This window comes from Enteractinococcus coprophilus (genome assembly GCF_006716305.1).
Taxonomy (GTDB): domain Bacteria; phylum Actinomycetota; class Actinomycetes; order Actinomycetales; family Micrococcaceae; genus Yaniella; species Yaniella coprophila.
Genome location: NZ_VFOU01000003.1, coordinates 451,894 through 472,763 on the forward strand (window position 1 = coordinate 451,894; position 20,870 = coordinate 472,763).

A 20,870-nucleotide genomic window follows, 5' to 3' on the forward strand; every position below is an offset into this window, starting at 1 on the left:
CTGGTGTACACGATCTCACCCCGTGCGGGCAATGGCACCTAGGCGGACCAGTGCTGGTAGCCGATGAGATCCGGGATCGGCTTCAAGGAGATACCCAGTTCGGTATCGGTGGCAGCAATCTTCCAGTCGCCGTCGGCCCACACCATGTCCAAGACCACCGAGGTCCGGGAGGTTTCGGTGCCGTCAAAGGACGTCACAGCCATGTCGATCTGGGCGGTATCGCCGTCGTAATGAACCAGTCGGAAACCACCCAGGGCGGTGTCTGCCTCGGCGAACACCGTGGTGAACAGTTCTTCAGCTTCGGCGCGGTGGGCTTCGGCGTGCTCACCGGCAAAGATGTCGGGTATGTCTTCCCAGTAAGCGGGGTTGGTCAGTTGGCCGGTGTAGGCCGAGGCGGCAAACAGCATGCCGCGCGGGGAATGTTCAAAACAGCTGAATTCGCCGTCGGAGGCAGCATTTCCGGGACCGTAGGTTTCGGAGACTGGCAACCAGGCGCCGCGATATTCGACCCATTCGGCGTCCGGAGTGTCAGCAATCGAGCCTTCCAGCGCCACCCCGCCGAGCCCGCAGACCGAATCGGTCGGGATGTCCGTGTAGGTAGCCGGCTGGCCGAATTCGTTGTCGTTAGACAGCGTTGAGAAGATAACGGTGATGACAACGGCGGTGGCGGCAACGGCGATGCCGATGATGGTCAGCACACCCTTGCCCGTGGTCCAGAAGTTAGATTCCTGGAGCTGTGGCGGGTTTTCGGAACTGGTGGGCTGCCGCTTTGGCTTGGAGTCTGGCGTGGTCATTACTGCTGAGTCTAATCGGCACCACGGCACACACCCTAGGCGCTCCCCCGTCAGCGGAGCTCACAGTTCGCGCAGATACAGCAGCAGTGCGCCTGAGTGTGCTGTCAGAGGATGAATCGTAGTTAGAAGTAATATCAGCATGGTCTTGGCCACAGATTTAGGACAATAGGCACAGACCACAGCCTCACGCTGAGAATTTAATGAAAAGGATGCCATGGCAGATCACAAATTTGGGTTCCGTACCCGTGCCCTCCACGCCGGTGCCGTGCCGGATGCGGTGCACGGTGCTCGTGCGGTGCCGATTTACCAGACGACGTCGTTCGTCTTTGAGTCGCAGCAAGATGCTGCCGACTTATTCGCCCTACAGAAGTACGGCAGCATTTACTCGCGGATCTCCAACCCAACTGTGGCAGCTTTTGAAGAGCGCATCGCCTCACTGGAAGGTGGCATCGGAGCGGTAGCTACTGCCTCCGGGCAGGCCGCCGAGTTCGTCACCTTCGCGGCCTTGGCTGGCTCAGGTGATCACATTGTGGCCTCGTCCAAGCTCTATGGTGGTACCGTCACCCAACTGGATGTCTCTCTGCGCCGGTTTGGTATTGACACCACCTTCGTGGACTCGACTGAAGTCGACGCGTTTGCTGCGGCCATCCAGCCGAACACCAAGGCCATCTACACCGAGATCGTGGCGAACCCTTCCAGCGTGATTATGGATCTGAAGGGTCTCGGCGAACTGGCTGCCGAACACGGGATCCCGCTGGTCGTCGACTCGACGTTGACCCCGCCGTATTTGATCCGTCCACTGGAGCACGGTGCAGATATTGTCATTCACTCAGCCACCAAGTTCTTGGGCGGTCACGGTACGACCCTGGGTGGCGTGGTCATTGAGTCCGGAGAATTCCCGTGGGATAACGGCAACTTCCCGCTAATGACCGAACCGGTCCCGTCGTATAACAACCTGTCGTGGTACGGCAACTTCGGTGAGTTCGGGTTCCTGACCAAACTACGCAACGAACAATTACGCGATTTCGGGCCCTCCCTGCCAGCCCAGTCGGCTTTCCAATTGCTGATTGGTGTGGAGACCCTGCCGCAGCGCATGGACGAACATCTGGCTAATGCGATGAAAGTGGCCAAATGGTTGGACGAAGACGACCGGATCGCCTACGTAAACTACGCCGGTTTGGAAGATAACCCCTACTATGAGCGCGGTAAGGAATTGCTGCCACTGGGTGTGGGCTCGGTATTTAGCTTCGGTGTAAAAGGTGGCCGTCAGGCTACCGCTGACTTTATGTCTAATCTACAGTTGGCATCACACCTGGCCAATATTGGGGATGCGAAAACCCTGATGCTGCACCCGGGTTCGACCACCCACCAGCAGCTGACCGATGAGCAGCTGGATGCCGCCGGTATTCCGGATGATCTGGTGCGCATTTCGGTGGGGATTGAAGATGTCGACGACATCATCTGGGACCTCGACCAGGCGTTGACTGCAACCGTGAAGAACGCCTAAGGAGTAACGATGACTGCTGTAACTGAACGCAAATGGGTCAGCCCGAGCGCCGTTGAGCGCCTGAAGATCCTCCAAGACACAAAGACCATCGCAATCGTGGGCGCTTCCGATAAACTCGAGCGCGCTTCATATTTCGTGGCGACATACTTATTGTCGTCCTCTACCTACGACGTGTATTTCGTCAACCCAATCCTGGCTGGCAAGGGCGGCACCATTCTGGGCCATCCCGTGTACGCTTCGCTAGCCGATATTCCGGTCAAGATCGATATGGTCGATGTGTTCCGTCGTCCAGACGATACCCCAGCGATCGCCAGAGAAGCCGCCGAGATCGGTGCCAAATACTTCTGGCTGCAGCTGGGTATTTGGTCCGATGAGGCCGCCGAAGTTGCTGAAGACCTTGGTCTGAAGGTCGTGATGGACCGCTGCGTGAAAATTGAGCACGCACGTTTCCACGGTGGTCTGCACCTGGCTGGTTTCAATACCGGCGAGATTTCCTCGAAACGCCAGCGTATCGACGCTTAACACACTCGATTATTAATACCGGCCGTAGGAATCCTTCCAGCGGCCGGTATTTTTCTCGGCGAGAATAGTTCAGCAGCAAGCGGTCCCCTACGAACGAGGTTAACTTCGCGCGTATCCGTACTTCACGCAGTCGAGTACCAAGACGTACTTGCGCTGCATAAGCGTAGTGTGATTAGGCTGCGGTAGCCCAAGCGATATCAATAGCACCGACCGGTGCGGGTGGATCGCTGTTCCAGTGTTTGATCTCGGCGAGTGGTGGCCGGGTCTCGACGGTGTAGGAATGCCCGGTGGGAGTCGTGACGGTGAGCTCATCGGAGCTGCCAGTGTATGACGAACCCCGGTTCTCTTTGCGTCGGTTACAGCGTTTACACAGCCCGGTGGCGTTTTCCCAACTTGTGGGTCCACCTTTTGCCCAGGGGTGGCGGTGATCGGCGTCCTGGACCGGGCTATTACACCAGGGCGTGGCACAGGTATCGTCGCGAATCCGCAGCATTTTGGCCATTCCCTCAGGGAAGCGGCGGCGCTTGGAGTCCATCGCCACGAGTTGCCCATCCGAGGGCCGCGTATACAACCGTCGAAGAGATTTCGTGACGTTGGGGTCGGCCAGCCAGTTTTTTACCGTCCCTGCCGGTAGGGGGCCCTCGCCGAGCAACCAGGCCGGCAGTTCATCCGCACCGAACAGCGTCGTGTCATGCATCACGACCACGACCTCAGCGGCCACTCCATCGGCGGTGGTCTGACCGGTGAGTAACTCCACGAAGATATCGGTCATCACCTCGTCGCGTCCCAACGGTGTGCCATCGGTGTCCAGGGCTTGGCCCTGGTCGAGACGTTGGTTGGTCAGGCGCGTCAACGTTTCCATGACCGCTGCCCCTTGGTGGGCGGGCAGCTCGGCGGTGACATATACTAGGCCATCCCCTGCTGGATCCTTACACACCCGGCGTTGGCGTTTGTTGTCCTCGACGCGGGCCTCGGCGGCCGCCCGGTCCAGCCGGTAGGCATGCCCCTGGATCAACCGACGTAACTGCGAGGTAGAAGCCTTGCCGAGCCGGTGGGCGATGAGTACATCAATCTCTTTGCGGTGAGCATCCGAGAGATGACTCGTCTGCTCGGCCACCACTCGGGTGTGATACTCACTGACCCGGCCTTCGGTCAGGGCCGCCAGGGTGCGCGGCAACACGCTGCACAGTGCGATGGCCGTAGACGTCAACGCGGCGCCCACAAAGGGGGATTCCCCGCGGGCAAACCCCACTTCGGCTTCAATGCCCTTGAGCTGCAGCGAAGTCGGGATCTTCAGATGAGATTCTTCGACTTGTCGATAGTCAACAAACCGAGACGTCGTCACGGCTTGATCGCCCCGGACCATCCGGACGGCTTGCTCCATGAGCTGGATCCGATCAATGCACGCTTCCTGGGAATCGGGCTCCGGCAACGAGCGCAGCACAGTGATTGCTCGCTGCACCGCGTCGCCTGCGACTACATCCCGTGTTTCCATATTCCCACCCTAGTCAGAGGGTAGGACACTGTAAGGGATAGCTGGCCTCCGGTGGACAACCAAGCCCGGCACCAACTCCTGTGGAAAACCGCCACATGTTGTGAGATCGTTTGCTACACACCCTCCTGACAATGGGCAGTGCAGCGGGGTTGCGTCCTCGCACGTTCTAATTGACACGTAATATGTGCATTCGAACCGGCTCAAGGTAACGTTTGGATGCATGTCTAACGATGCTATTCCTGCCGAACCGATCATCCGCATCCCGTGGCGAAAGGGCCGCCGGATGTTCGTGTTGCTCGGATCGGGTGCACTCGTCGTCGCTTCCGCTTTGGCATTTCTCCTGAGTGTCGGCACCTTGCTCGGTGGGTCGACACAGACTATTCGTGCCTGGCTTGTGTGTCTGGTCGGGATTGTCGGTGTGGTGTTCTTTGGGGCTATCGCAACCGGATCGATGAAAAATTATTTCGGCCACAAAGACACTACCGCCCTGGCCCTAAGTCCTGCCGGAGTAACAGACCAAACCCAAATCATTGGACCGCTGCCCACGATGACCTGGTCGATGATCGAGCAATACAACATCGCGGAGTACCAACGCCAACTCTTCTTAATATTTCAACTGCGCGATGTTGAGGCCTATCAGCGCGTGATTGGATCCTCACGAACCATGCGGACGGCGTTGAAGTTCAACTCGAAGATTTTCGGGATGCCGGTGCATGCCATCACCATCAAGAACTTACAGGGCCGTCCCGAGGATGTCCTTCATGCGCTGTACCACGTCACGAATGTGCCACCCGGTCATCCCATTGGTGTGCCCGACCAGATGGCATAAGTTGTTCACCGAACTGTGCTCACGGTCTGGTGACTGCGGCGTCATCAGCCGTTTGATGTTCGGCTAGGTCGACCGCCAACCAGGCCGACGGGTCCAGGATGTTTTCAGGCAGTGTGGGGCGCACACCCCTTGTTATGAGCATTTCACCATTGTAATAATGGCGGTATGAAGGCAGCAGCAGGAGATCCTCAATCTCCGTTCGCCGGAGATCCTCTAACCAACTGGAGTCAAGCACTCCGTGCCGCCGGGCTGCGCGTCACGCGCCAACGTCTTGCGGTGATCGATGCCGTGATACGAAAACCTCACGGCACCATCGAAGACATTCATGATGAAGTTCGCTCCGACCTTCCCAGGATTACTATCCAGTCGGTGTACTTCGTCATGAACTCCCTGGTGACAGCAGGCATAGTGCGCAAGCTGGAGCTGCCAGGCTCCCCGGCTCGTTATGAAGTCGAAGGCCACGATAACCATCATCATGCGATATGTCGCTTTTGCGGCCGAATCGAAGATGTTGCCTGCGTGACCGGTACAGCCCCGTGTTTACGTCCCGAAGCTCACGTCGATATGACCATTGAGGTCGCAGAGGTGATCTTCACGGCAGTGTGTCACGAGTGTGCAACAACTCAGCAGGCTCGAGTCTAATGCTGCACCTTCCGGAATTCAGTATCCGTCTACGTCCATTGACCGCCATGAACAGTTCTTCGAAATATGAAAACCACAGAACACGTTGATGAGAAAGGCATGACCAATGACTAACCGAAAAACCCCGCACAGCACCGGATCCACCACGATGGCAGGTATTCCTGCTGTCAGTGACCGGAACTCGCTGACCGTTGGCCAGGACGGCCCTGTGCTGCTGCACGATAGCCACCTGGTGGAAACGCTGCAGCACTTCAACCGCATGAACATCCCAGAGCGTCGTCCACACGCTAAAGGGTCTGGTGCATTCGGTAAATTTACTGTCACCGAAGACGTGTCCAAGTACACTTCGGCAGCCGTCTTCCAGCCGGGTACCGAAACCGAAATGCTCGCCCGTTTCTCAACCGTTGCCGGTGAGCTCGGCTCGCCAGACACCTGGCGTGACCTGCGTGGCTTCGCACTGAAGTTCTACACCACCGAAGGCAACTTCGACTTGGTTGGGAACCACACGCCGATTTTCTTCGTGCGTGACCCCATGAAGTTCCCACACTTCATTCGCTCCCAGAAACGCCTGCCGGAAAATGGACTCCGGGACAACACCATGCAGTGGGACTTCTGGACCCAAAACCCAGAGTCCGCTCACCAGGTTGCATACCTGATGGGTCAGCGTGGGCTGCCGCGCACGTGGCGCAACATGAATGGATATGGTTCCCACACCTACATGTGGGTCAATGCCCAAGGTGAACGCTTCTGGGTCAAATACCACTTCCTGACCAATCAGGGCATGGAATTCTTCACCAATGAAGAAGCCGAGGAAATGGCCGGTGTGGATGCCGACTATCACCGTCGTGACCTATACGAAGCCATCGAACGCGGCGACTACCCGTCCTGGGATCTGTGGATTCAGGTCATGCCGTTCGAAGAAGCCAAAACCTACCGTTTCAACCCGTTTGATCTCACCAAGATCTGGTCGAAGAAGGACTACCCGCGCATCAAGGTCGGGACCATGGAGTTGAATCGCAACCCCGAGAACTTCTTCGCCCAAATCGAGCAGGCCGCCTTCTCCCCTGCCAACATGGTGCCAGGCATGGGCATGTCGCCAGACAAGATGCTGCTGGGACGCAACTTCGCCTACCAGGATGCACAGCGCTACCGCATTGGAACCAACTTCCAGCAGCTGCCGGTCAACGCGCCAATCGTTGATGTGCACACCTATAACTTCGAAGGTGCGATGACCTACCATCACCAGGGCAATATGCGCCCGTATGTACCGAACTCGTTTGGTGATTCCTGGTCGGATGAAGAAGGCCGCGTCGACGCTACCTGGGAAACCGACGGCGAGCTGGTTCGCCAGGCTTATACCCTGCGTGAAGACGACGATGATTTCATCCAGGCCCACATGCTCGTCCGTGAGGTCATGGATGAAGCCCAGCGCCTAGAACTCGTCGACACTGTGGCCGGTTCCCTAGAAACCGTCATCGAACCAGTCTTGTCCAATGCGATCCAGTACTGGAAGAACATTGACGACGAGGTCGGTCGCCGCATCGAAGAGAAGGTTCGTGCCGGTGCCCTGGTCGGTGACCAGCAGCCAGGTGGCGATCCACTCGATCTGAAACGCTAACGATCAGCTGAAAACCACGCTACATTCCGGTGCCCCATCCCGGGGCACCGGAATTCGTGCTTAATGAACAAGGACGACTATGAGCACACAGTTACCTACCAACTGGACCCCGTGGCGGGCCGACTCCCCTTTGGCAGGACGGCGGCCAACAAGAGCCGATTTCGCCACCGCGATTGACTCTGGCCTCGGGCGCGAAGATGTGTTGCCATATCCCACCGATGAGGCTTCCGCAGGATTGCTCCGCATGCTCATTGTCGGCATTAACCCAAGCCCGTGGACGGCGGCGGTCAACGCGCCTTTTGCGCGTCCGGGCAACCGGTTCTGGCCTTCGCTCGCCGAGGCCGGAGTGCTGCCGCATAGGGTAGATGCCTCGACCGGGCTATCCCGGGGCGATGAGCGCCTTCTTGCCGAACGTGGCATTGGCATAACCAACTTCGTCTCCCGACCGAGTGCACGCGCTGACGAACTGACCGCCGAAGAATTACACACCGGGGGCCAGCAGCTGGTGGACCGCGTCAACGTGTTGCAGCCCCGAGCAGTCGCAATCGTTGGTATTACCGCGTTTCGGACGGCGTTTTCACTACCGAAGGCACAACTGGGACGCCAAGATATCGAGACCATTGCAGGCTGGCCCGAGCGCGTCCAGCTGTGGGCGTTACCGAACCCCAGCGGACTCAACGCTCACGAAACCATCCAAAGTATCGCTCAGAAGTGGCAAGCGGTGTGGGATGTCTCCGCAAAAAGCTCACACTAAGCTTGGACGGGCTGCTGCGAACCATCTCGGAACTGAGCAGTTTCCCGGTACGCGGTCAGCCCACCGTCGACTCGCAGATCAGTGCCGTTGACCCACCCGGCTTCAGGACTCAATAGGTACGCGATGCACTGGGCGATATCGGCCGGTGCCCCGAAACGTCCTAGAGTGGTCGCAGCCGAGTTCACTTTATCGCAGCCGTGGTCGTTTTTGAAGTCCTCCAGGATCGGGGTCTCAACCGGACCGGGGCTGACCGAATTGACGCGGATGCCGTCGGCAACAAATTCAGCGGCAAAATACTCGCTCAGCAGGCTCACGCACTGTTTAGAAAATAGGTACGAGTGTCCCACGATATGGTCGTCAGCTAGAGCCTGGGTCATTGCTTGCTGCCGGTCGGCAGCTAATGCGAACTCCGCCAACTGTGCCTTATCTGCTCGCCACTGGTAAGCCACAGCGGAAGCTAAGTTGACAATCGATGAGCCACGTTGCAGCTGGGGACGGACCGCTTGGATCAGATCTCGGACACCGAAAACGTTGATGTTCAGCACGACCTCTGCCGGTGCGGTACCGGGGACACCCGCGATATTCGCCAACCCGTCAATACCTGCCGGAGCCGTCTCGCGAATCTTGTCAGCAATCTGGTTGACGCCGGTCGGGTCAGAAAGGTCGCCTTGAATAAAGGTACCGGCAAAGTCTTCTACGGGGGCTCGATCCACACCGATGACGTGATAGCCCCGCGAGCTCAGCAGCTGGGCAGTCTCCTTGCCAATACCTGATGCAACTCCGGTGATAACTATTTGTGGGCTGTTTGAGGTCATGGTGCAGCTCCTTTACCTTTGATGATTGCCAACCATATATAAGCATCATGCAGCATGGACGCACGGTCTACCCCATATTTTCTATCCAATGGAAAGTTCTGAGCATTTCGGTGTTTGGGTGGCGACACTGGAAGCATTCAGAACGTTAGATCGGAGGGAGTGTCATGTCGGCACCGACGTACGCGGTATATGATCCTGCGACACTGGAGCTCGTAGGTGAAGCGCCACAGCACACCGAGGAAGACGTGCGCCAAGCCATCAGGCACGCACAACAAGCCAGCACCAGTTGGGCGGCTGATCGGGAGTCCCGGCGGGCAGCGCTACGACAGATCGCCACCTTGATTCGTGACGACGCCAACCGCCTTGGACGGTTATTGTCGCTGGAACAGGGAAAGGTCCTGGCCGAAGCCATCGGCGAGTTCAAGACCGCAGCCGACCTGTTCGCGTACTATGCCGATCTGGAATGGGACGCAACCGAGACGCTGCCACCACGACAGGGTCGCACTATTGAGGTGCAAAACCGCCCGGTGGGCATTGTGGGGACCATTACCCCGTGGAACTTTCCAATCTCGCTGCTGGCGGTGAAGCTAGCCCCTGCTCTTGTGGCAGGGTGCACGGTGATCGCAAAGCCCTCCCCTACAACACCGCTGTCGACCATTGCACTAGTAGAACTGATGAATCAGGCGCTACCCAGTGGTGTACTGCAAACACGTACCGGCAGTAATCGCACGGTCAACGTCGCACTGAGCACGCTGCCAGAGATTCGAAAAATCTCATTCACCGGCTCCACCGACGTCGGTACCGCCGTCGCGGCCCAAGCCGCCGAAACAGTCAAACGCGTGACCCTGGAGCTTGGTGGCAACGACGCCGCCCTGGTTCTAGAAGACGCCGATATCGAGCACACGTCTCAGGGCATTCTCAACAGTGCCTTCCGTAACGCCGGGCAGGTGTGCATGGCCGTTAAACGCGTCTACGTGCCGCGCAGTATTGCCACAGAGCTCGCCGAAGCTATGGCAGCACAGACTCAAGAAATTGTCATCGGCCACGGTATCGCCAAAGAGACCACCATGGGCCCGATGCACAACGAATCCCAGTTATCCACCGTACGCTCGTTGGTCGATAACGCGGTATCCTCAGGGGCTCAAGTGATCGCCGGAGGCTCTTCCAGCTCCGAGCTACCAGGGTACTTCATGGATCCGACCCTCGTGATCAATGCCCACGCCGAAATGCCACTGGTCTATGAAGAACAGTTTGGTAGCGCACTGCCAATTGTCATCTACGACGATCTCGACACCGCCGTGGCTGAGGTCAATGCGGGTCCCTACGGCCTTGGTGCTTCGGTATGGTCTCAAGACCTGGATCGCGCCAAGGGTCTGGCTGGGCGTTTGGAATCCGGCACCGTATGGATTAACCAGCACACAGTCGTCGAGCTCGACGCACCATTTGGTGGGTGGAAAACCTCGGGGCTGGGTCGTGAACGAGGCCGCTGGGGACTCAACGAATACCTTGAACCTCGTACCGTTAACACCTTCATCGGCGCGTAGTTCAGCCGCGTCGAACAACCATTGCTAGGACATATTATGGAGAATAAGTCTTCAACCGAACTCATCACCCTTGGCACTGCTGCGGGGCCAGCCATCCGAGGTAGAGAAAATGGGATGGCTAGCGCCGTCGTCGTCGACAACCAGTTTTACATGGTGGACTTCGGCCTGGGGTGCGTTCGTTCTGCTCATGAGGCGGGCCTGCGCGGTAAGGACTTCAAGGCCGGGTTCATCACGCACCTGCATTCCGACCATGTGGCTGAGTTCCCCGCATTTCTCATGTGGAACTGGGGCGCACCGGTCGAGGGTTTCGCCCACCCGATTTCTATTCACGGACCCGGACAGGACGCCAACCACCCGCTTGGCACCAAACTATCGGGTACCCGCGGTCTTGTAGACCACACGTTGGAAGCATTCTCCTATGACTTGAATATCCGAGTCACCGATGAAGCCCGACCGGTGATGTCAGACCTTATCAATCCCGTTGAGATTGCTCTGCCCCAGACCTCAGCGGCGGAGCCATTCTTGGTCTACGAGGATGATCACGTCAAAGTGACTGCTGTACTAGTGGATCACCCTCCGGTCCATCCGGCATTTGGGTTCCGTTTCGATACAGCCGATGGTTCAATCACGTTCTCTGGGGACACCGCTGAAAGTGCGGCGCTGGCCAAGCTGGCTGATGATACGGACATCTTGGTGCACGAAGCAGTGAACCTTGAGTTCTTCGCATCGAGGGGTTTCGATGCAGCGTTTTTGAACCACCAACAACAATCCCATACTACGCCTGAAGGCGCCGGTCGGGTCGCGACTGCTTCAGGGGCAAAGCGTCTTATCCTCTCCCACCTGGCAGGGGTAGCGACTCCGGCAGAATGGGCGGCTGGTGCAGCAAGCACCTATGCGGGCCCGATCGATGTTGCCACCAGTGGTCAGCGGTTTAGCCTCGTCGCCGACACTACCTACGCCACCATCTAGTCGCGAGCTTAATGTTCCTGGCCGTGTTCGGCAGCGTTTCAAGCGCTGCCGAACACGGCCAGAATGCTTTTAATAGGAGAAACTTTTCTGCCAGGAGTCCTTTATGCACCATACTTCCTGCAGGCGTACGCTGACCGCACCCCATATATACACTGCACCTCGCGGGTGGCTCACTCCAGAAACGCCAAAGCCGGCAGCTCATCGAGTGTTCCGATGAGCTGCCGGCTGATGGACGAGCCGGTGGGTGGGTATGGCCTTAGATGAGGTCCAAGCCCAGCTTCTTGCGATCACGCTGCTGATTGATGCCCAGGGCAGCCAACAGACCGATACCGCTCATGACACCACCGGTGATCAAGAAGGATAGCTCGTATCCCATGGCCGGAGTGGCGGCGGCTCCCACGAGAATGCCAACAAACATGGGGGCACACAGCCCGCCCGTGGTAAGAAACGCGTTGGTGAATTGCAGCATCGCACCACGCTGACCGATGCTTGTCATCTCGGCTGCTACTAAATATGTCAGAGCAAAGAGAGCTGGTGCGGTACCAAAACCGAATGTGAAGCAGACTATCGCTAGCAGCGGTGTACTTGCCATAGTGCCTAGCAGCACCATGACGCCCGAGAAAATCGTGGACAAGCTCAGTACGAGTCCACGGGAATACCGTGTAGACCATCCGCGGCTACCTAAGACCTCTGTCAACCAGCTCAGTCCAACGGTTGCGATAGCGCCCCATAGGGCTGGTAAAGCGATAAGTGAACCCGACTGTTGAGTATTGGCGCCCAGGACATTTTCAAAATATGCCGGTAACCAAGTGGTTGCTACCGTAAAGGTCCAATAGCCGAAGAAGGAGCACAACACGGCCAGGATCCAACTTGGGGTCAGCAATGAACGACGGTATTTAACTTTGCTGTCAGCCGCTGCGGCTTGGGCCGCTGCTACGGGGTCTGCGATGTCATCGACAGGGTACCCTTCGATCTCCCGTTCGGCTTTGACAGAAGTATAGGGGCCCTCTTTTCCAATGAAAAGCCAGATCGCCGCCCAGACCACGCCGATAAGAGCGACAAAGATAAATGCGGATTTCCAGCCGAACGAGGCGGTAATCCACGCCAGGACGGGCGCGAACGCCACAATGCCCAGGGTCACTCCGGCTGAGGCAAGAGCTGCGGGGGTCGCCCCTTTCGCCGCGGGGAACCACTTGTACACCGCGTGCATGGTGATCGGCGCCAACGGGCCTTCACCAGCGCCCAGCAACAGTCTGCTCAACCAAAGGGCCGGCAACGACGCAAAGATGATCACTGGGACTTGAGCGATCGACCAGATCACGCACAAGATCAACAAAATCCATTTGGCTTGGACGCGGTTAGCAATAGGTGCAGCTACCAGCTGTGCGATCCCGAAGAGCATGAACACGGCACTGCCTAATAAGCCAAACTGGGCTTCGGAGATGTTGAGATCTTCCATCAAAGGCATCGCGACAATGCCGAGGATCGCCTTATCGGCCCAACTGATCATCATCAGGATCAGGAGCATTACGGTGATCAGCCAGCCGTAGCGTTTTCGGCGACGGGCACTCCACGTAGCTGGATCTGCGCTTTGCATCTTGTCGGCTGAACCCGTTGGGGATGACGGTCTAATTGATATTTGGTTAGCCATGAGCTGTTCCTATCGAGAGGTAACGTCGAAGAAAGGTGACGTGGTCAAAAGCCTGCGGCAAACAGACAGGTCAAATAAGCCTCCCGGTGTTCACGAGACCACCGGGAGGCCTCAGAAAGTAAGACGCTACGTTAGCGCTTCGGAGAGACTTTTAGCGGAACCGATTCAAAGCCGCGCAGCACGTTGTGAATAAACGGCACCGGCTCGTCAGCAAGTTCGAGGGTTTCGAATTTCTCGAGGAGTTGTTGTAAAACGATTTCCATTTCGAGCCGAGCGATTGGTTGCCCCACGCACTGGTGAAGTCCCATACCAAAAGCGACGTGGCCCGAGGAGCTGCGGTCTAGGCTAAACTCTGCGGCATCGTCACCCCACTTGGCGGGGTCACGGTTGGCTGCGCCAACAAACACCAGAACCTTTGCACCTTCCGGCAGATCTACTCCGCCTAAAGTGGTGGCAGTGGCGACAGTGCGGTGGAATTTCTGGAAAGGTGATTCCACGCGAAGGGCTTCGTCGATGGCAAATTTAGCCATCGACGGGTTTTCGCGTAGTCGTTGCCACGCTTCAGGGTAACGGGCCAGCACCGACAGGGTGTTACCGATACCGAAGATGGTGGTGTCGACTCCGGCGGACAGCAAAGCACGAACCAGCAAAGCGGCTTGTTCTTCAGTGATCAATCCGTCGTTAATGCGCTCGTAGATCTTGGCACCAAAACCGCTGTCGTCCAAGGATTCGCGCTGGCATAGTTTCATGACGGCCGCTGAGTGCGCGTCGCCTTCGGCGAAAGCCTGCTGATAAATGTAGTTTTCGGGACCGAAAGCATTAAAGACCATGTTCCCGTACGGCAACAGGTGTTCGCGGCCTTCTTGTGGCAGACCCACAGCATCCGGGAAGACGCGGATCGGGTACTTCTCGGCCAGGTCCGTGACGGCGTCGAAACGATCGAACTGTGTCAAGTCGTTGACGATCTCGACTGCCGGCGCGGTAAACGGTTCCCGCAGGGCGCGAACTGTCGAGGGGTTAATGACACCCGTAAGTGCGCGGCGCATGACGGTGTGAATCGGCGGATCCGATTCCAAGATGCTTGGTGGTCGCCAGGCTTCGTCTTTGCGAATATCGTGCGGACCCAAGCCTCCAGAGGAGATGAAGGTTTCGAAATCCATGAGCACTTCGTAAACCTCGTCGTACCCGACGATCGCATACGAGCCGGTGGCTTCCAGATAACTTACGGGTCCGGTCTCGCGCAAACGCTGTAAGAACGGGTAGGGATCCTTCAGTGCGGCTTCGTCGAAGGGGTCTTCAGTGAAGACTGCTGGTTCAATGGTGGTGGTCATAACTACTCCTCGGACTCACAAATCAAGAACTAAACGACTGCAACCAGCGGCTGCGCGAGATACACAGGGCAGCATGACTTCGCCCGCTGCTTTATCTTCTTCGGTCAGGACAGCATCACGGTGCTCTGGTTCACCTGCGATGATGCGGGTTTCGCATGTGCCACAGACTCCAGCACGGCAACTGGAGAGAACGCGAGCGCCGGCTTGTTCCACGGCATCTACGATGGTTTCGTCTGGTTGCACGGTGACGGTTGTGCCGGTCTGGGCGAGTTCAACTTCGAATGGTTCGCTGTTTGCTGCGGCTCCAAGTTCGGTGGCGACAAAACGTTCGATGTGCAGTGCTCCGGGAGGCCAGCCCATGCAAAGGTCTTCGATTGCGTTGAGCATTCCGCCGGGCCCGCACGCATAGACCAACATGTGGGCGCGTGGCATAGCAAGGACCTGGGTGAGGTCTAACATGTTGTCTTCATCGTTAGCGTAGATGCGGATCTTCTCCGGCCCATATTTGGTCACCAGCTCGTCGAGAAATGCCATGCTGGTGCGAGAGCGTCCACCGTAGTGCAGCACCCACTCTTTGCCCGCTGCTTCAGCAGCTTCCATCATCGGAATGATCGGGGTGATACCGATCCCACCGGCAATAAACATGTATTTGCGCGACTTTACGAGCGGGAAGTTGTTGCGGGGTGCTGAGATGGTCAGTTCGGTCCCGGGCCACAAGTTATCGTGTACAAACGCTGAGCCGCCGCGAGAGTCAGGTGTCCGCAGTACGCCAATTTGCAGCGTGGAGCGGTCTGCTGTGGGCGAGCAGAGAGAGTATTGCCGAATCAGACCGTTTTCGAGGTGCACGTCGACATGCGCTCCGGGCTCCCAAGCGGGGAAGTTAGCACCATCGGTACGACGTAGCACCAAGGTGACAACTTCATCTGCGGCACGGTCCACCGAGTCAATGACGGTATCGATCGTAGCGGGGGCTTTCGATGGTGCTGTGAGAGTCACGCGTTAGCTCCTTGTTGTTGGAAGGGCCACGGCTAAGCGGGCTTGGGTTACACCCAGGCTAAGAGTAGTGCATATCACAGGAAGAACTGCTTTCCATCCAATGGAAAGAAACTTTCGTGTTGCTATGACGCCCGGGGCTGAGTTGCTTACGATAGCTCAACTGAAGTAAGCCTGCGGGCTATCCCCCTGGCAGCAATGCGCAGGACGGGGACAACAGATCCGATCGCGGGCGCTTTTTGGTGGACAACACCAAGCGCAGCAACTGCATAGCCCATCGCATCAAGTACCGGTACCGCCACAGCGTGATTGTCTAATCCTGTTTCCTGGCTCGAGATCGCATAGCCAGATCTTTTCACTTCGGCGACGGCGGCCTGTAATGCGGCCGGAGAGGTGATCGTGTACTTGGTCAGGCTGGTCATGTTGTTGATGGCTTGCGACATCAGATCCTGTCGGGAAAAAGCCAACATGACCTTGCCGGCGGCTGAAGCATGAAGCGGCAGCGGGTCGCCCACCTTTCGAAAGGGGGTCCCAACCTTGGTGCCGGAGATACGCTCCAGCAGCAGCACCTTCGACGATTCCAAAACAAAAAGATTCACCACATTATGCGTCACAAATAAGACGTCTTGCATATGCGGGGCAGCAATTTCTGCAATGTTCTGACGTATCGGAGCCAACAGCCCCAGTTTCCACAACCGTTGTCCAATAACGTATTCATTATGCACTCGCTCTACCGCGCCCCACTCGACGAGCTCGGCCACGAGACGGTGAGCAGTCGATACAGGCAAGTTTGCACGTCGCGCCATCTCGCTCAAAGACAATCGCGGGCGTTCGGGACTGAAGGCAGCTAGCAGTGCCAAGGAACGAGCGGTCACCGTTTCAGCTTTTGTTGCCGTATCTTGCGATTGACGTCGCGGCTCCCGTGGACGCGGGTTGGCCATAATGCCCTCCTTCGATTCGTCGCCTTATTGTACGGTGCCATCCAGTAGCTTTCCATTAGATGGACAATTATCCACTCCCAGGGCAGAGATCCAGGCAAACTCAAGGACGGAAGTCAAAAGGAGCCCAGTTGTGACACACTCGTCCGAGCACCAGGTCTCGTCACCCACCCTGCCTACGACCCGCGCCTGGGTCACTGTAGTAGCAGTGGGAGTCGTTGCCGCTGCCCACATTTGGAAACTACCCGTTGCATTGCCGCTGCTTGAGGCAGAACTTGGCATGAGTTTGATAACTGCAGGCATGTTAGTCGGGATCATTCAGCTGGCCAGCATGGTCGGTGGTCTTTTCGTAGCCTGGGGCGGAGAACTCGCCGGCCTCCGCCGCTTGATCATGCTAGGCCTGCTACTGCTCGCGATAGGCTCGTGTTTGGGTGCCACCACCTCGTCGACGCACTTCATGATGGTTTTTCGGGCTATCGAGGGGATCGGTTTTCTGCTGTGTACGGTCTTGGCACCAGCACTGATCCGACGCATTTGCCACCCCGCTCAACTCAACATTGCCCTGTCTTCTTGGGGCGCATTTCAGGGCACCGCCACGGTGATAGGCTTCGCCGGCGGAGGTCTCCTTCTGGAGCTCGTCAGCTGGCGGGTACTGTGGGTGGTGATGGCGGCTGTCACGATCGTGCTCCTCGTACTGGTCGCACGTTTTACCGAAGCGGATCCACCCCTACCAGACGATAAGCCTCTTCGAGGCTCTTTTAGCCGGATTCTCAATACGGTGCGTACGTGGCGCCCCTGGGTGGCCGGACTGGCATTTGCGTCTTACACATTGCAATGGATGGCGGTGATGGGATTCTTACCGACGGTCTTCGTCGCCGTCGATGTGGAACGGTTACCCGCCGCGCTGCTGTCCGCCCTGGTGGGCGGAGTAAATATTCTCGGCGCTTTAATGGTTGCCACTTTACTCAACAGAGGTTTTCGGCCACGCCACATCATTAACGTCACGTTTCTGGTGATGTCGATGTCATCGATCGCGTTCTTTGCATTTGATTGGGCCGCCAGTCCCCTGGGCTTCGCCGGACAGCTGGCGTGCGCGATTGCTTTTTCGATGATAGGCGGCACGATCCCGGCATTATTGAGTCGGATGGCGGTTGACCTCGCGCCGCAGGAGGGTTCGGTGGCCGCTGTCATTGGCTTGATGCAGCAGATCTTCAATGTAGGCAATTTCTTTGGACCTGCCGCCTTAGCATGGGTCGTCACTGCAACCGGCTCGTGGGAGGCCTCTTGGTGGGTCACGTGCTCATGCAGCCTGATCGGCATCGTCGCAACGTTTTATCTCACTCGCCAACCGGATGCTCCATCATTGGATACTCATAGCAGGCAAGAGCAGACGGCTCTTGGCGGAGGTTCATGTTAAAAACCAGGGCCCCCGTAGAAACCGGGGGCCCTGACACTCATCACTCACACCTTGAAGAGGTAGTTACTACTATAGTCTTCTACCCTGGGAATTACTTGAGAATCCCTGTAAATTCGCTCAGAGTTTTGCAGAGCCTGCAAAGGCTGAACGCCCCGGCTGAAAACTTGCGTTTCCATCCGGGGCGTTCATTATTCACTCACACCTTGAGGTACTTAAAATATAAACATATCCGCCTTGAGAAGCTGTGAGAGTTCCCTGCTGAAACCCTGAGAACTGTTCTTAGACGTAATGCAGTGCGATGTATTCGCGCAGCGCCTGAGCATCAGCACCGATCTCCACGGTGTGCTGTTCCAGTTCCAAGAGCTTGGCGTACTCGGGCAGCAGCTCGGGCTCGAAGCCAAGCGCCTCGTTGACGATGTCCGTAAACTTCTCGGGTTTGGCCGTCTCTAATACCAGCATCGGCTGGTTGGGCTTTTGGTAGCCGCGAGCCACCGTGACACCGTCTGCGGTATGTGGGTCGATGACGACTTTGGATTTTTCATAGACCGCTCGGATAGCGGCCACGCGATCCTCGTGGGTCGAGGTCCCCGAGACCATGCCGAATTCTTTGTGGAAGCGCGGCTGATGTTCCGACAGGTCCAGAGTGCCTGTCGCATCCAACTGTTCCCAGATTTTCGCTAAGGCATCTGGGTCCTGACCAAGCACCAGGTAGATGAAGCGTTCGAGGTTGGACGCCTTGGAAATATCCATCGACGGCGATGAGGTCGCCAAGGTGTTCTCGGCCGAGCGTGGCTCATATTTACCGGAGCGGAAGAACTCATCCAAGACATTATTCTCGTTGGTGGCCAGTACCAGGGTGTCGATGGGCAGTCCCATCTGCCGGGCCAACTGGCCGGAGAAGATATTGCCGAAGTTACCCGAGGGTACGGCAAAGGAGACATTGAAGCCTTCGCGCTGGTCTGCTGGGATACCGTTGGTTACCCGCAGCCAGGCCCAGAAGTAGTACACCGACTGGGCAATCAGCCGGCCAAGGTTAATCGAGTTGACGGTCCCCAGGGAGTGCTTGGCTTTGAACTCCAGATCACCGTTGAGTTCCTTGACCAGGTTCTGCGCGTCGTCGAACACCCCGTCAATGACAATGTTGTGGATGTTGTCATCGGTCAGCGTATACATTTGCGCGCGCTGGAATTGCGACATCCGGCCCTTGGGGGACAGCATGAACACACCGATGTTGGGCTTGGATCGGAACGCATATTCGGCGGCCGAACCGGTATCCCCGGAGGTAGCGCCCAGAATATTCAGGGTCTGGTCGCGCTGTTTGAGCACATACGGTAAGGCTTCACCCAAGAACTGCATGGCCATATCTTTGAAGGCCAAGGTTGGTCCCTGGGAGAGGTCCACCAGCGCGGTCATCTGATCGATCGGAGTCAGTGGGACGATGTCTTCGGAATTGAACTGCTCCCCATAGGCCGCCTGGCACAGTTCGGCCAGGTCTTCGCGTGGGATATCGGTCCAGTACAGGCCAATGACTTCGGTGGCCAGTTGTGGGTAGGTCAGCTCGCGCCAGGATTCGATCGTTGCCACATCGACGGTTGGGATGTCAACCGGCACGACTAGACCGCCGTCGGGAGCCAGGCCTTCAAGTAAGACATCGGAAAAGTTCGACGGCGCCATGCCGCCGCGGGTGGATACATATTGCATAAGCGTTAGTCTTCGTAAATCAGATCGCGAATTTGGATAACTTCATCGCGGCCTGGGCCAACGCCCACACCGGAAATGCGCACACCCGCGAGCTCTTCGAGCTTGTGAATGTAGTTGCGTGCGTTCTCTGGCAGGTCCTCGAGGGTTCGGCAACCAGAAATGTCTTCTTCCCAGCCGGGGAAGTATTCGTAAATCGGTTTGGCGTGGTGGAATTCGGTTTGCGTCATCGGCATGGAGTCATGGCGAACACCGTCGACGTCGTAGGCCACGCAGACCGGGATTTCTTTAATGCCGGTCAGCACGTCGAGTTTGGTGACGAAGTAGTCGGTGAATCCGTTGATCATGGCGGCATGGCGGGCCATGACGGCGTCGTACCAGCCGGTGCGACGTGGGCGTCCGGTGTTGACCCCGAATTCACCACCGGTGATGCGCAGCTGTTCGCCCATGTCGTCGAACAGTTCGGTGGGGAATGGGCCGGCGCCCACGCGGGTCGTGTAGGCCTTGACGATGCCGATCGTCCGAGTGAAGCGGGTTGGGCCGATGCCGGCACCCACCGAGGCGCCCCCGGCGGTCGGATTCGAAGAGGTCACGAATGGGTAGGTGCCGTGATCGACGTCCAAGAAAGTAGCCTGGCCACCTTCCATGAGCACAACTTTGTCGTCATCGAGGGCTTCGTTGAGCATTTGCACCGAGTCAACAACCATGGGACGTAGTCGCTCAGCGTAGATCATGAAGTAGTCCACGATCTCATCGACGGTGAAGGCCCTGCGGTTGTAGAGCTTGACCAACAGCTCGTTCTTTTGACGCAGCGCGCCTTCAATTTTCTGACGCAGGATCGACTCATCGTAGAGGTCCTGCACGCGGATGCCGAGGCGGGCGACCTTGTCTTGGTAAGTCGGACCGATCCCGCGGCCGGTGGTCCCGATCGCGCGTTTGCCTAAGAATCGCTCGGTGACTTTATCGAGCGTCTGGTGGTAGGGCGCGACCAGGTGCGCATTCGCTGAGATTCGCAGGTGCGAGGTGTCGTGGCCGCGAGCTTCCAGACCATCGATTTCCTCAAAGAGTGCTTCGAGGTTAATGACCACACCATTGCCAATCACAGAGATGGCTTGTGGCGATAAGATGCCGGCGGGCAGCAGTTTCAGCTCAAACTTCTCGCCGTTGACGACCACGGTGTGCCCGGCGTTGTTTCCACCGTTGGGTTTGACCACAAAATCAACCCGCCCACCGAGTAGATCCGTTGCTTTGCCTTTGCCCTCGTCGCCCCACTGGGCTCCCACGATTGCGATTGCTGGCATAAAATTCATCTCTCCCAAGGGGGCGGCGTGTAACCGCCCCACAACATAGAAA

At 57.4% G+C, this 20,870-nt stretch carries 19 protein-coding genes; 9 read left to right on the forward strand and 10 right to left on the reverse strand.

Annotation, left to right across the window (positions count from 1 at the left end; translation table 11 throughout):
• Positions 1-38 precede the first annotated feature (38 nt).
• Entirely contained in the window at positions 39-794 is a 756-nt protein-coding gene (locus FB556_RS10065) for a DUF8175 domain-containg protein (RefSeq protein WP_141867256.1), read from the reverse strand.
• A 214-nt stretch (positions 795-1,008) separates the two neighbouring features.
• Here FB556_RS10065 and FB556_RS10070 point away from each other — a divergent pair, with 214 nt between their 5' ends.
• Together FB556_RS10070 and FB556_RS10075 are read left to right on the forward strand one after the other, a co-directional pair.
• Entirely contained in the window at positions 1,009-2,301 is a 1,293-nt protein-coding gene (locus tag FB556_RS10070; RefSeq protein WP_141867258.1) for an O-acetylhomoserine aminocarboxypropyltransferase/cysteine synthase family protein, read from the forward strand.
• A 9-nt stretch (positions 2,302-2,310) separates the two neighbouring features.
• A complete protein-coding gene (locus tag FB556_RS10075; RefSeq protein WP_141867260.1) occupies positions 2,311-2,823 on the forward strand; it encodes a CoA-binding protein in 513 nt (170 codons plus the stop codon).
• Between the two features lie 172 nt (positions 2,824-2,995).
• On the opposite strand, the gene FB556_RS10080 is transcribed toward FB556_RS10075, so the two are convergent.
• Positions 2,996-4,318, reverse strand: a complete 1,323-nt coding sequence (locus tag FB556_RS10080; RefSeq protein ID WP_141867262.1) for an HNH endonuclease — start codon at positions 4,316-4,318, stop codon at positions 2,996-2,998.
• A gap of 220 nt (positions 4,319-4,538) precedes the next feature.
• On the opposite strand from FB556_RS10080, the gene FB556_RS10085 reads away from it, so the two are divergent.
• Positions 4,539-5,147: an STM3941 family protein gene (locus FB556_RS10085; protein ID WP_141867264.1), complete on the forward strand. Its 609-nt coding sequence runs from the start codon at positions 4,539-4,541 to the stop codon at positions 5,145-5,147.
• Positions 5,148-5,166: 19 nt separating this feature from the next.
• Here FB556_RS10085 and FB556_RS13770 read toward each other — a convergent pair whose 3' ends face one another.
• On the reverse strand, positions 5,167-5,289 hold the full coding sequence (locus FB556_RS13770) for a hypothetical protein (RefSeq protein ID WP_281280493.1): 123 nt from the start codon (positions 5,287-5,289) through the stop codon (positions 5,167-5,169).
• A 23-nt stretch (positions 5,290-5,312) separates the two neighbouring features.
• On the opposite strand from FB556_RS13770, the gene FB556_RS10090 reads away from it, so the two are divergent.
• From FB556_RS10090 to FB556_RS10100, 3 genes are all read left to right on the forward strand, one after another.
• Positions 5,313-5,789, forward strand: coding sequence for a Fur family transcriptional regulator (locus FB556_RS10090; protein ID WP_141867266.1), 477 nt, complete (start codon positions 5,313-5,315; stop codon positions 5,787-5,789).
• Between the two features lie 106 nt (positions 5,790-5,895).
• Positions 5,896-7,407 carry a catalase gene (locus FB556_RS10095; protein WP_141867268.1) on the forward strand — a complete coding sequence of 504 codons (1,512 nt, stop codon included), beginning with the start codon at positions 5,896-5,898 and terminating at the stop codon, positions 7,405-7,407.
• 79 nt (positions 7,408-7,486) lie between these two features.
• A complete protein-coding gene (locus FB556_RS10100; protein WP_141867270.1) occupies positions 7,487-8,161 on the forward strand; it encodes a mismatch-specific DNA-glycosylase in 675 nt (224 codons plus the stop codon).
• Here the strand turns inward: FB556_RS10100 and FB556_RS10105 are convergent.
• Positions 8,158-8,976 (reverse strand): SDR family oxidoreductase, encoded by an 819-nt coding sequence (locus tag FB556_RS10105; RefSeq protein ID WP_141867272.1) that lies wholly within the window; start codon positions 8,974-8,976, stop codon positions 8,158-8,160. The genes FB556_RS10100 and FB556_RS10105 overlap by 4 nt on opposite strands.
• 164 nt (positions 8,977-9,140) lie before the next feature.
• Here FB556_RS10105 and FB556_RS10110 point away from each other — a divergent pair, with 164 nt between their 5' ends.
• On the forward strand, positions 9,141-10,520 hold the full coding sequence (locus FB556_RS10110) for an aldehyde dehydrogenase family protein (protein WP_141867274.1): 1,380 nt from the start codon (positions 9,141-9,143) through the stop codon (positions 10,518-10,520).
• Positions 10,521-10,556: 36 nt separating this feature from the next.
• Positions 10,557-11,489 (forward strand): MBL fold metallo-hydrolase, encoded by a 933-nt coding sequence (locus tag FB556_RS10115; protein ID WP_141867276.1) that lies wholly within the window; start codon positions 10,557-10,559, stop codon positions 11,487-11,489.
• 256 nt (positions 11,490-11,745) lie between these two features.
• On the opposite strand, the gene FB556_RS10120 is transcribed toward FB556_RS10115, so the two are convergent.
• From FB556_RS10120 to FB556_RS10135, 4 genes are all read right to left on the reverse strand, one after another.
• Positions 11,746-13,140 (reverse strand): MFS transporter, encoded by a 1,395-nt coding sequence (locus FB556_RS10120; RefSeq protein ID WP_246057378.1) that lies wholly within the window; start codon positions 13,138-13,140, stop codon positions 11,746-11,748.
• Positions 13,141-13,271: 131 nt separating this feature from the next.
• Positions 13,272-14,471 carry a cytochrome P450 gene (locus FB556_RS10125; RefSeq protein ID WP_141867278.1) on the reverse strand — a complete coding sequence of 400 codons (1,200 nt, stop codon included), beginning with the start codon at positions 14,469-14,471 and terminating at the stop codon, positions 13,272-13,274.
• Positions 14,472-14,486: 15 nt separating this feature from the next.
• Entirely contained in the window at positions 14,487-15,467 is a 981-nt protein-coding gene (locus FB556_RS10130; RefSeq protein WP_141867280.1) for a PDR/VanB family oxidoreductase, read from the reverse strand.
• Between the two features lie 146 nt (positions 15,468-15,613).
• A complete protein-coding gene (locus FB556_RS10135) occupies positions 15,614-16,405 on the reverse strand; it encodes an IclR family transcriptional regulator (protein ID WP_141867282.1) in 792 nt (263 codons plus the stop codon).
• A 130-nt stretch (positions 16,406-16,535) separates the two neighbouring features.
• Between FB556_RS10135 and FB556_RS10140 the strand changes: the two genes are divergently transcribed.
• Positions 16,536-17,819, forward strand: coding sequence for an MFS transporter (locus FB556_RS10140; RefSeq protein WP_170200438.1), 1,284 nt, complete (start codon positions 16,536-16,538; stop codon positions 17,817-17,819).
• Between the two features lie 279 nt (positions 17,820-18,098).
• Here the strand turns inward: FB556_RS10140 and thrC are convergent, their stop codons facing one another.
• Positions 18,099-19,520, reverse strand: coding sequence for a threonine synthase (gene thrC / locus FB556_RS10145; protein ID WP_141867286.1), 1,422 nt, complete (start codon positions 19,518-19,520; stop codon positions 18,099-18,101).
• 5 nt (positions 19,521-19,525) lie between these two features.
• Positions 19,526-20,818, reverse strand: coding sequence for an adenylosuccinate synthase (locus FB556_RS10150; protein WP_141867288.1), 1,293 nt, complete (start codon positions 20,816-20,818; stop codon positions 19,526-19,528).
• Positions 20,819-20,870 lie beyond the last annotated feature (52 nt).

What these genes read in the sequence shown, in the direction of transcription:
- FB556_RS10065 (WP_141867256.1), bottom strand. Translation starts at nt 794, where the DNA reads ATGACCACGCCAGACTCCAAGCCAAAGCGGCAGCCCACCAGTTCCGAA.
- FB556_RS10070 (WP_141867258.1), top strand. Translation starts at nt 1,009, where the DNA reads ATGGCAGATCACAAATTTGGGTTCCGTACCCGTGCCCTCCACGCCGGT.
- FB556_RS10075 (WP_141867260.1), top strand. Translation starts at nt 2,311, where the DNA reads ATGACTGCTGTAACTGAACGCAAATGGGTCAGCCCGAGCGCCGTTGAG.
- FB556_RS10080 (WP_141867262.1), bottom strand. Translation starts at nt 4,318, where the DNA reads ATGGAAACACGGGATGTAGTCGCAGGCGACGCGGTGCAGCGAGCAATC.
- FB556_RS10085 (WP_141867264.1), top strand. Translation starts at nt 4,539, where the DNA reads ATGTCTAACGATGCTATTCCTGCCGAACCGATCATCCGCATCCCGTGG.
- FB556_RS13770 (WP_281280493.1), bottom strand. Translation starts at nt 5,289, where the DNA reads ATGCTCATAACAAGGGGTGTGCGCCCCACACTGCCTGAAAACATCCTG.
- FB556_RS10090 (WP_141867266.1), top strand. Translation starts at nt 5,313, where the DNA reads ATGAAGGCAGCAGCAGGAGATCCTCAATCTCCGTTCGCCGGAGATCCT.
- FB556_RS10095 (WP_141867268.1), top strand. Translation starts at nt 5,896, where the DNA reads ATGACTAACCGAAAAACCCCGCACAGCACCGGATCCACCACGATGGCA.
- FB556_RS10100 (WP_141867270.1), top strand. Translation starts at nt 7,487, where the DNA reads ATGAGCACACAGTTACCTACCAACTGGACCCCGTGGCGGGCCGACTCC.
- FB556_RS10105 (WP_141867272.1), bottom strand. Translation starts at nt 8,976, where the DNA reads ATGACCTCAAACAGCCCACAAATAGTTATCACCGGAGTTGCATCAGGT.
- FB556_RS10110 (WP_141867274.1), top strand. Translation starts at nt 9,141, where the DNA reads ATGTCGGCACCGACGTACGCGGTATATGATCCTGCGACACTGGAGCTC.
- FB556_RS10115 (WP_141867276.1), top strand. Translation starts at nt 10,557, where the DNA reads ATGGAGAATAAGTCTTCAACCGAACTCATCACCCTTGGCACTGCTGCG.
- FB556_RS10120 (WP_246057378.1), bottom strand. Translation starts at nt 13,140, where the DNA reads ATGGCTAACCAAATATCAATTAGACCGTCATCCCCAACGGGTTCAGCC.
- FB556_RS10125 (WP_141867278.1), bottom strand. Translation starts at nt 14,471, where the DNA reads ATGACCACCACCATTGAACCAGCAGTCTTCACTGAAGACCCCTTCGAC.
- FB556_RS10135 (WP_141867282.1), bottom strand. Translation starts at nt 16,405, where the DNA reads ATGGCCAACCCGCGTCCACGGGAGCCGCGACGTCAATCGCAAGATACG.
- thrC (WP_141867286.1), bottom strand. Translation starts at nt 19,520, where the DNA reads ATGCAATATGTATCCACCCGCGGCGGCATGGCGCCGTCGAACTTTTCC.
- FB556_RS10150 (WP_141867288.1), bottom strand. Translation starts at nt 20,818, where the DNA reads ATGCCAGCAATCGCAATCGTGGGAGCCCAGTGGGGCGACGAGGGCAAA.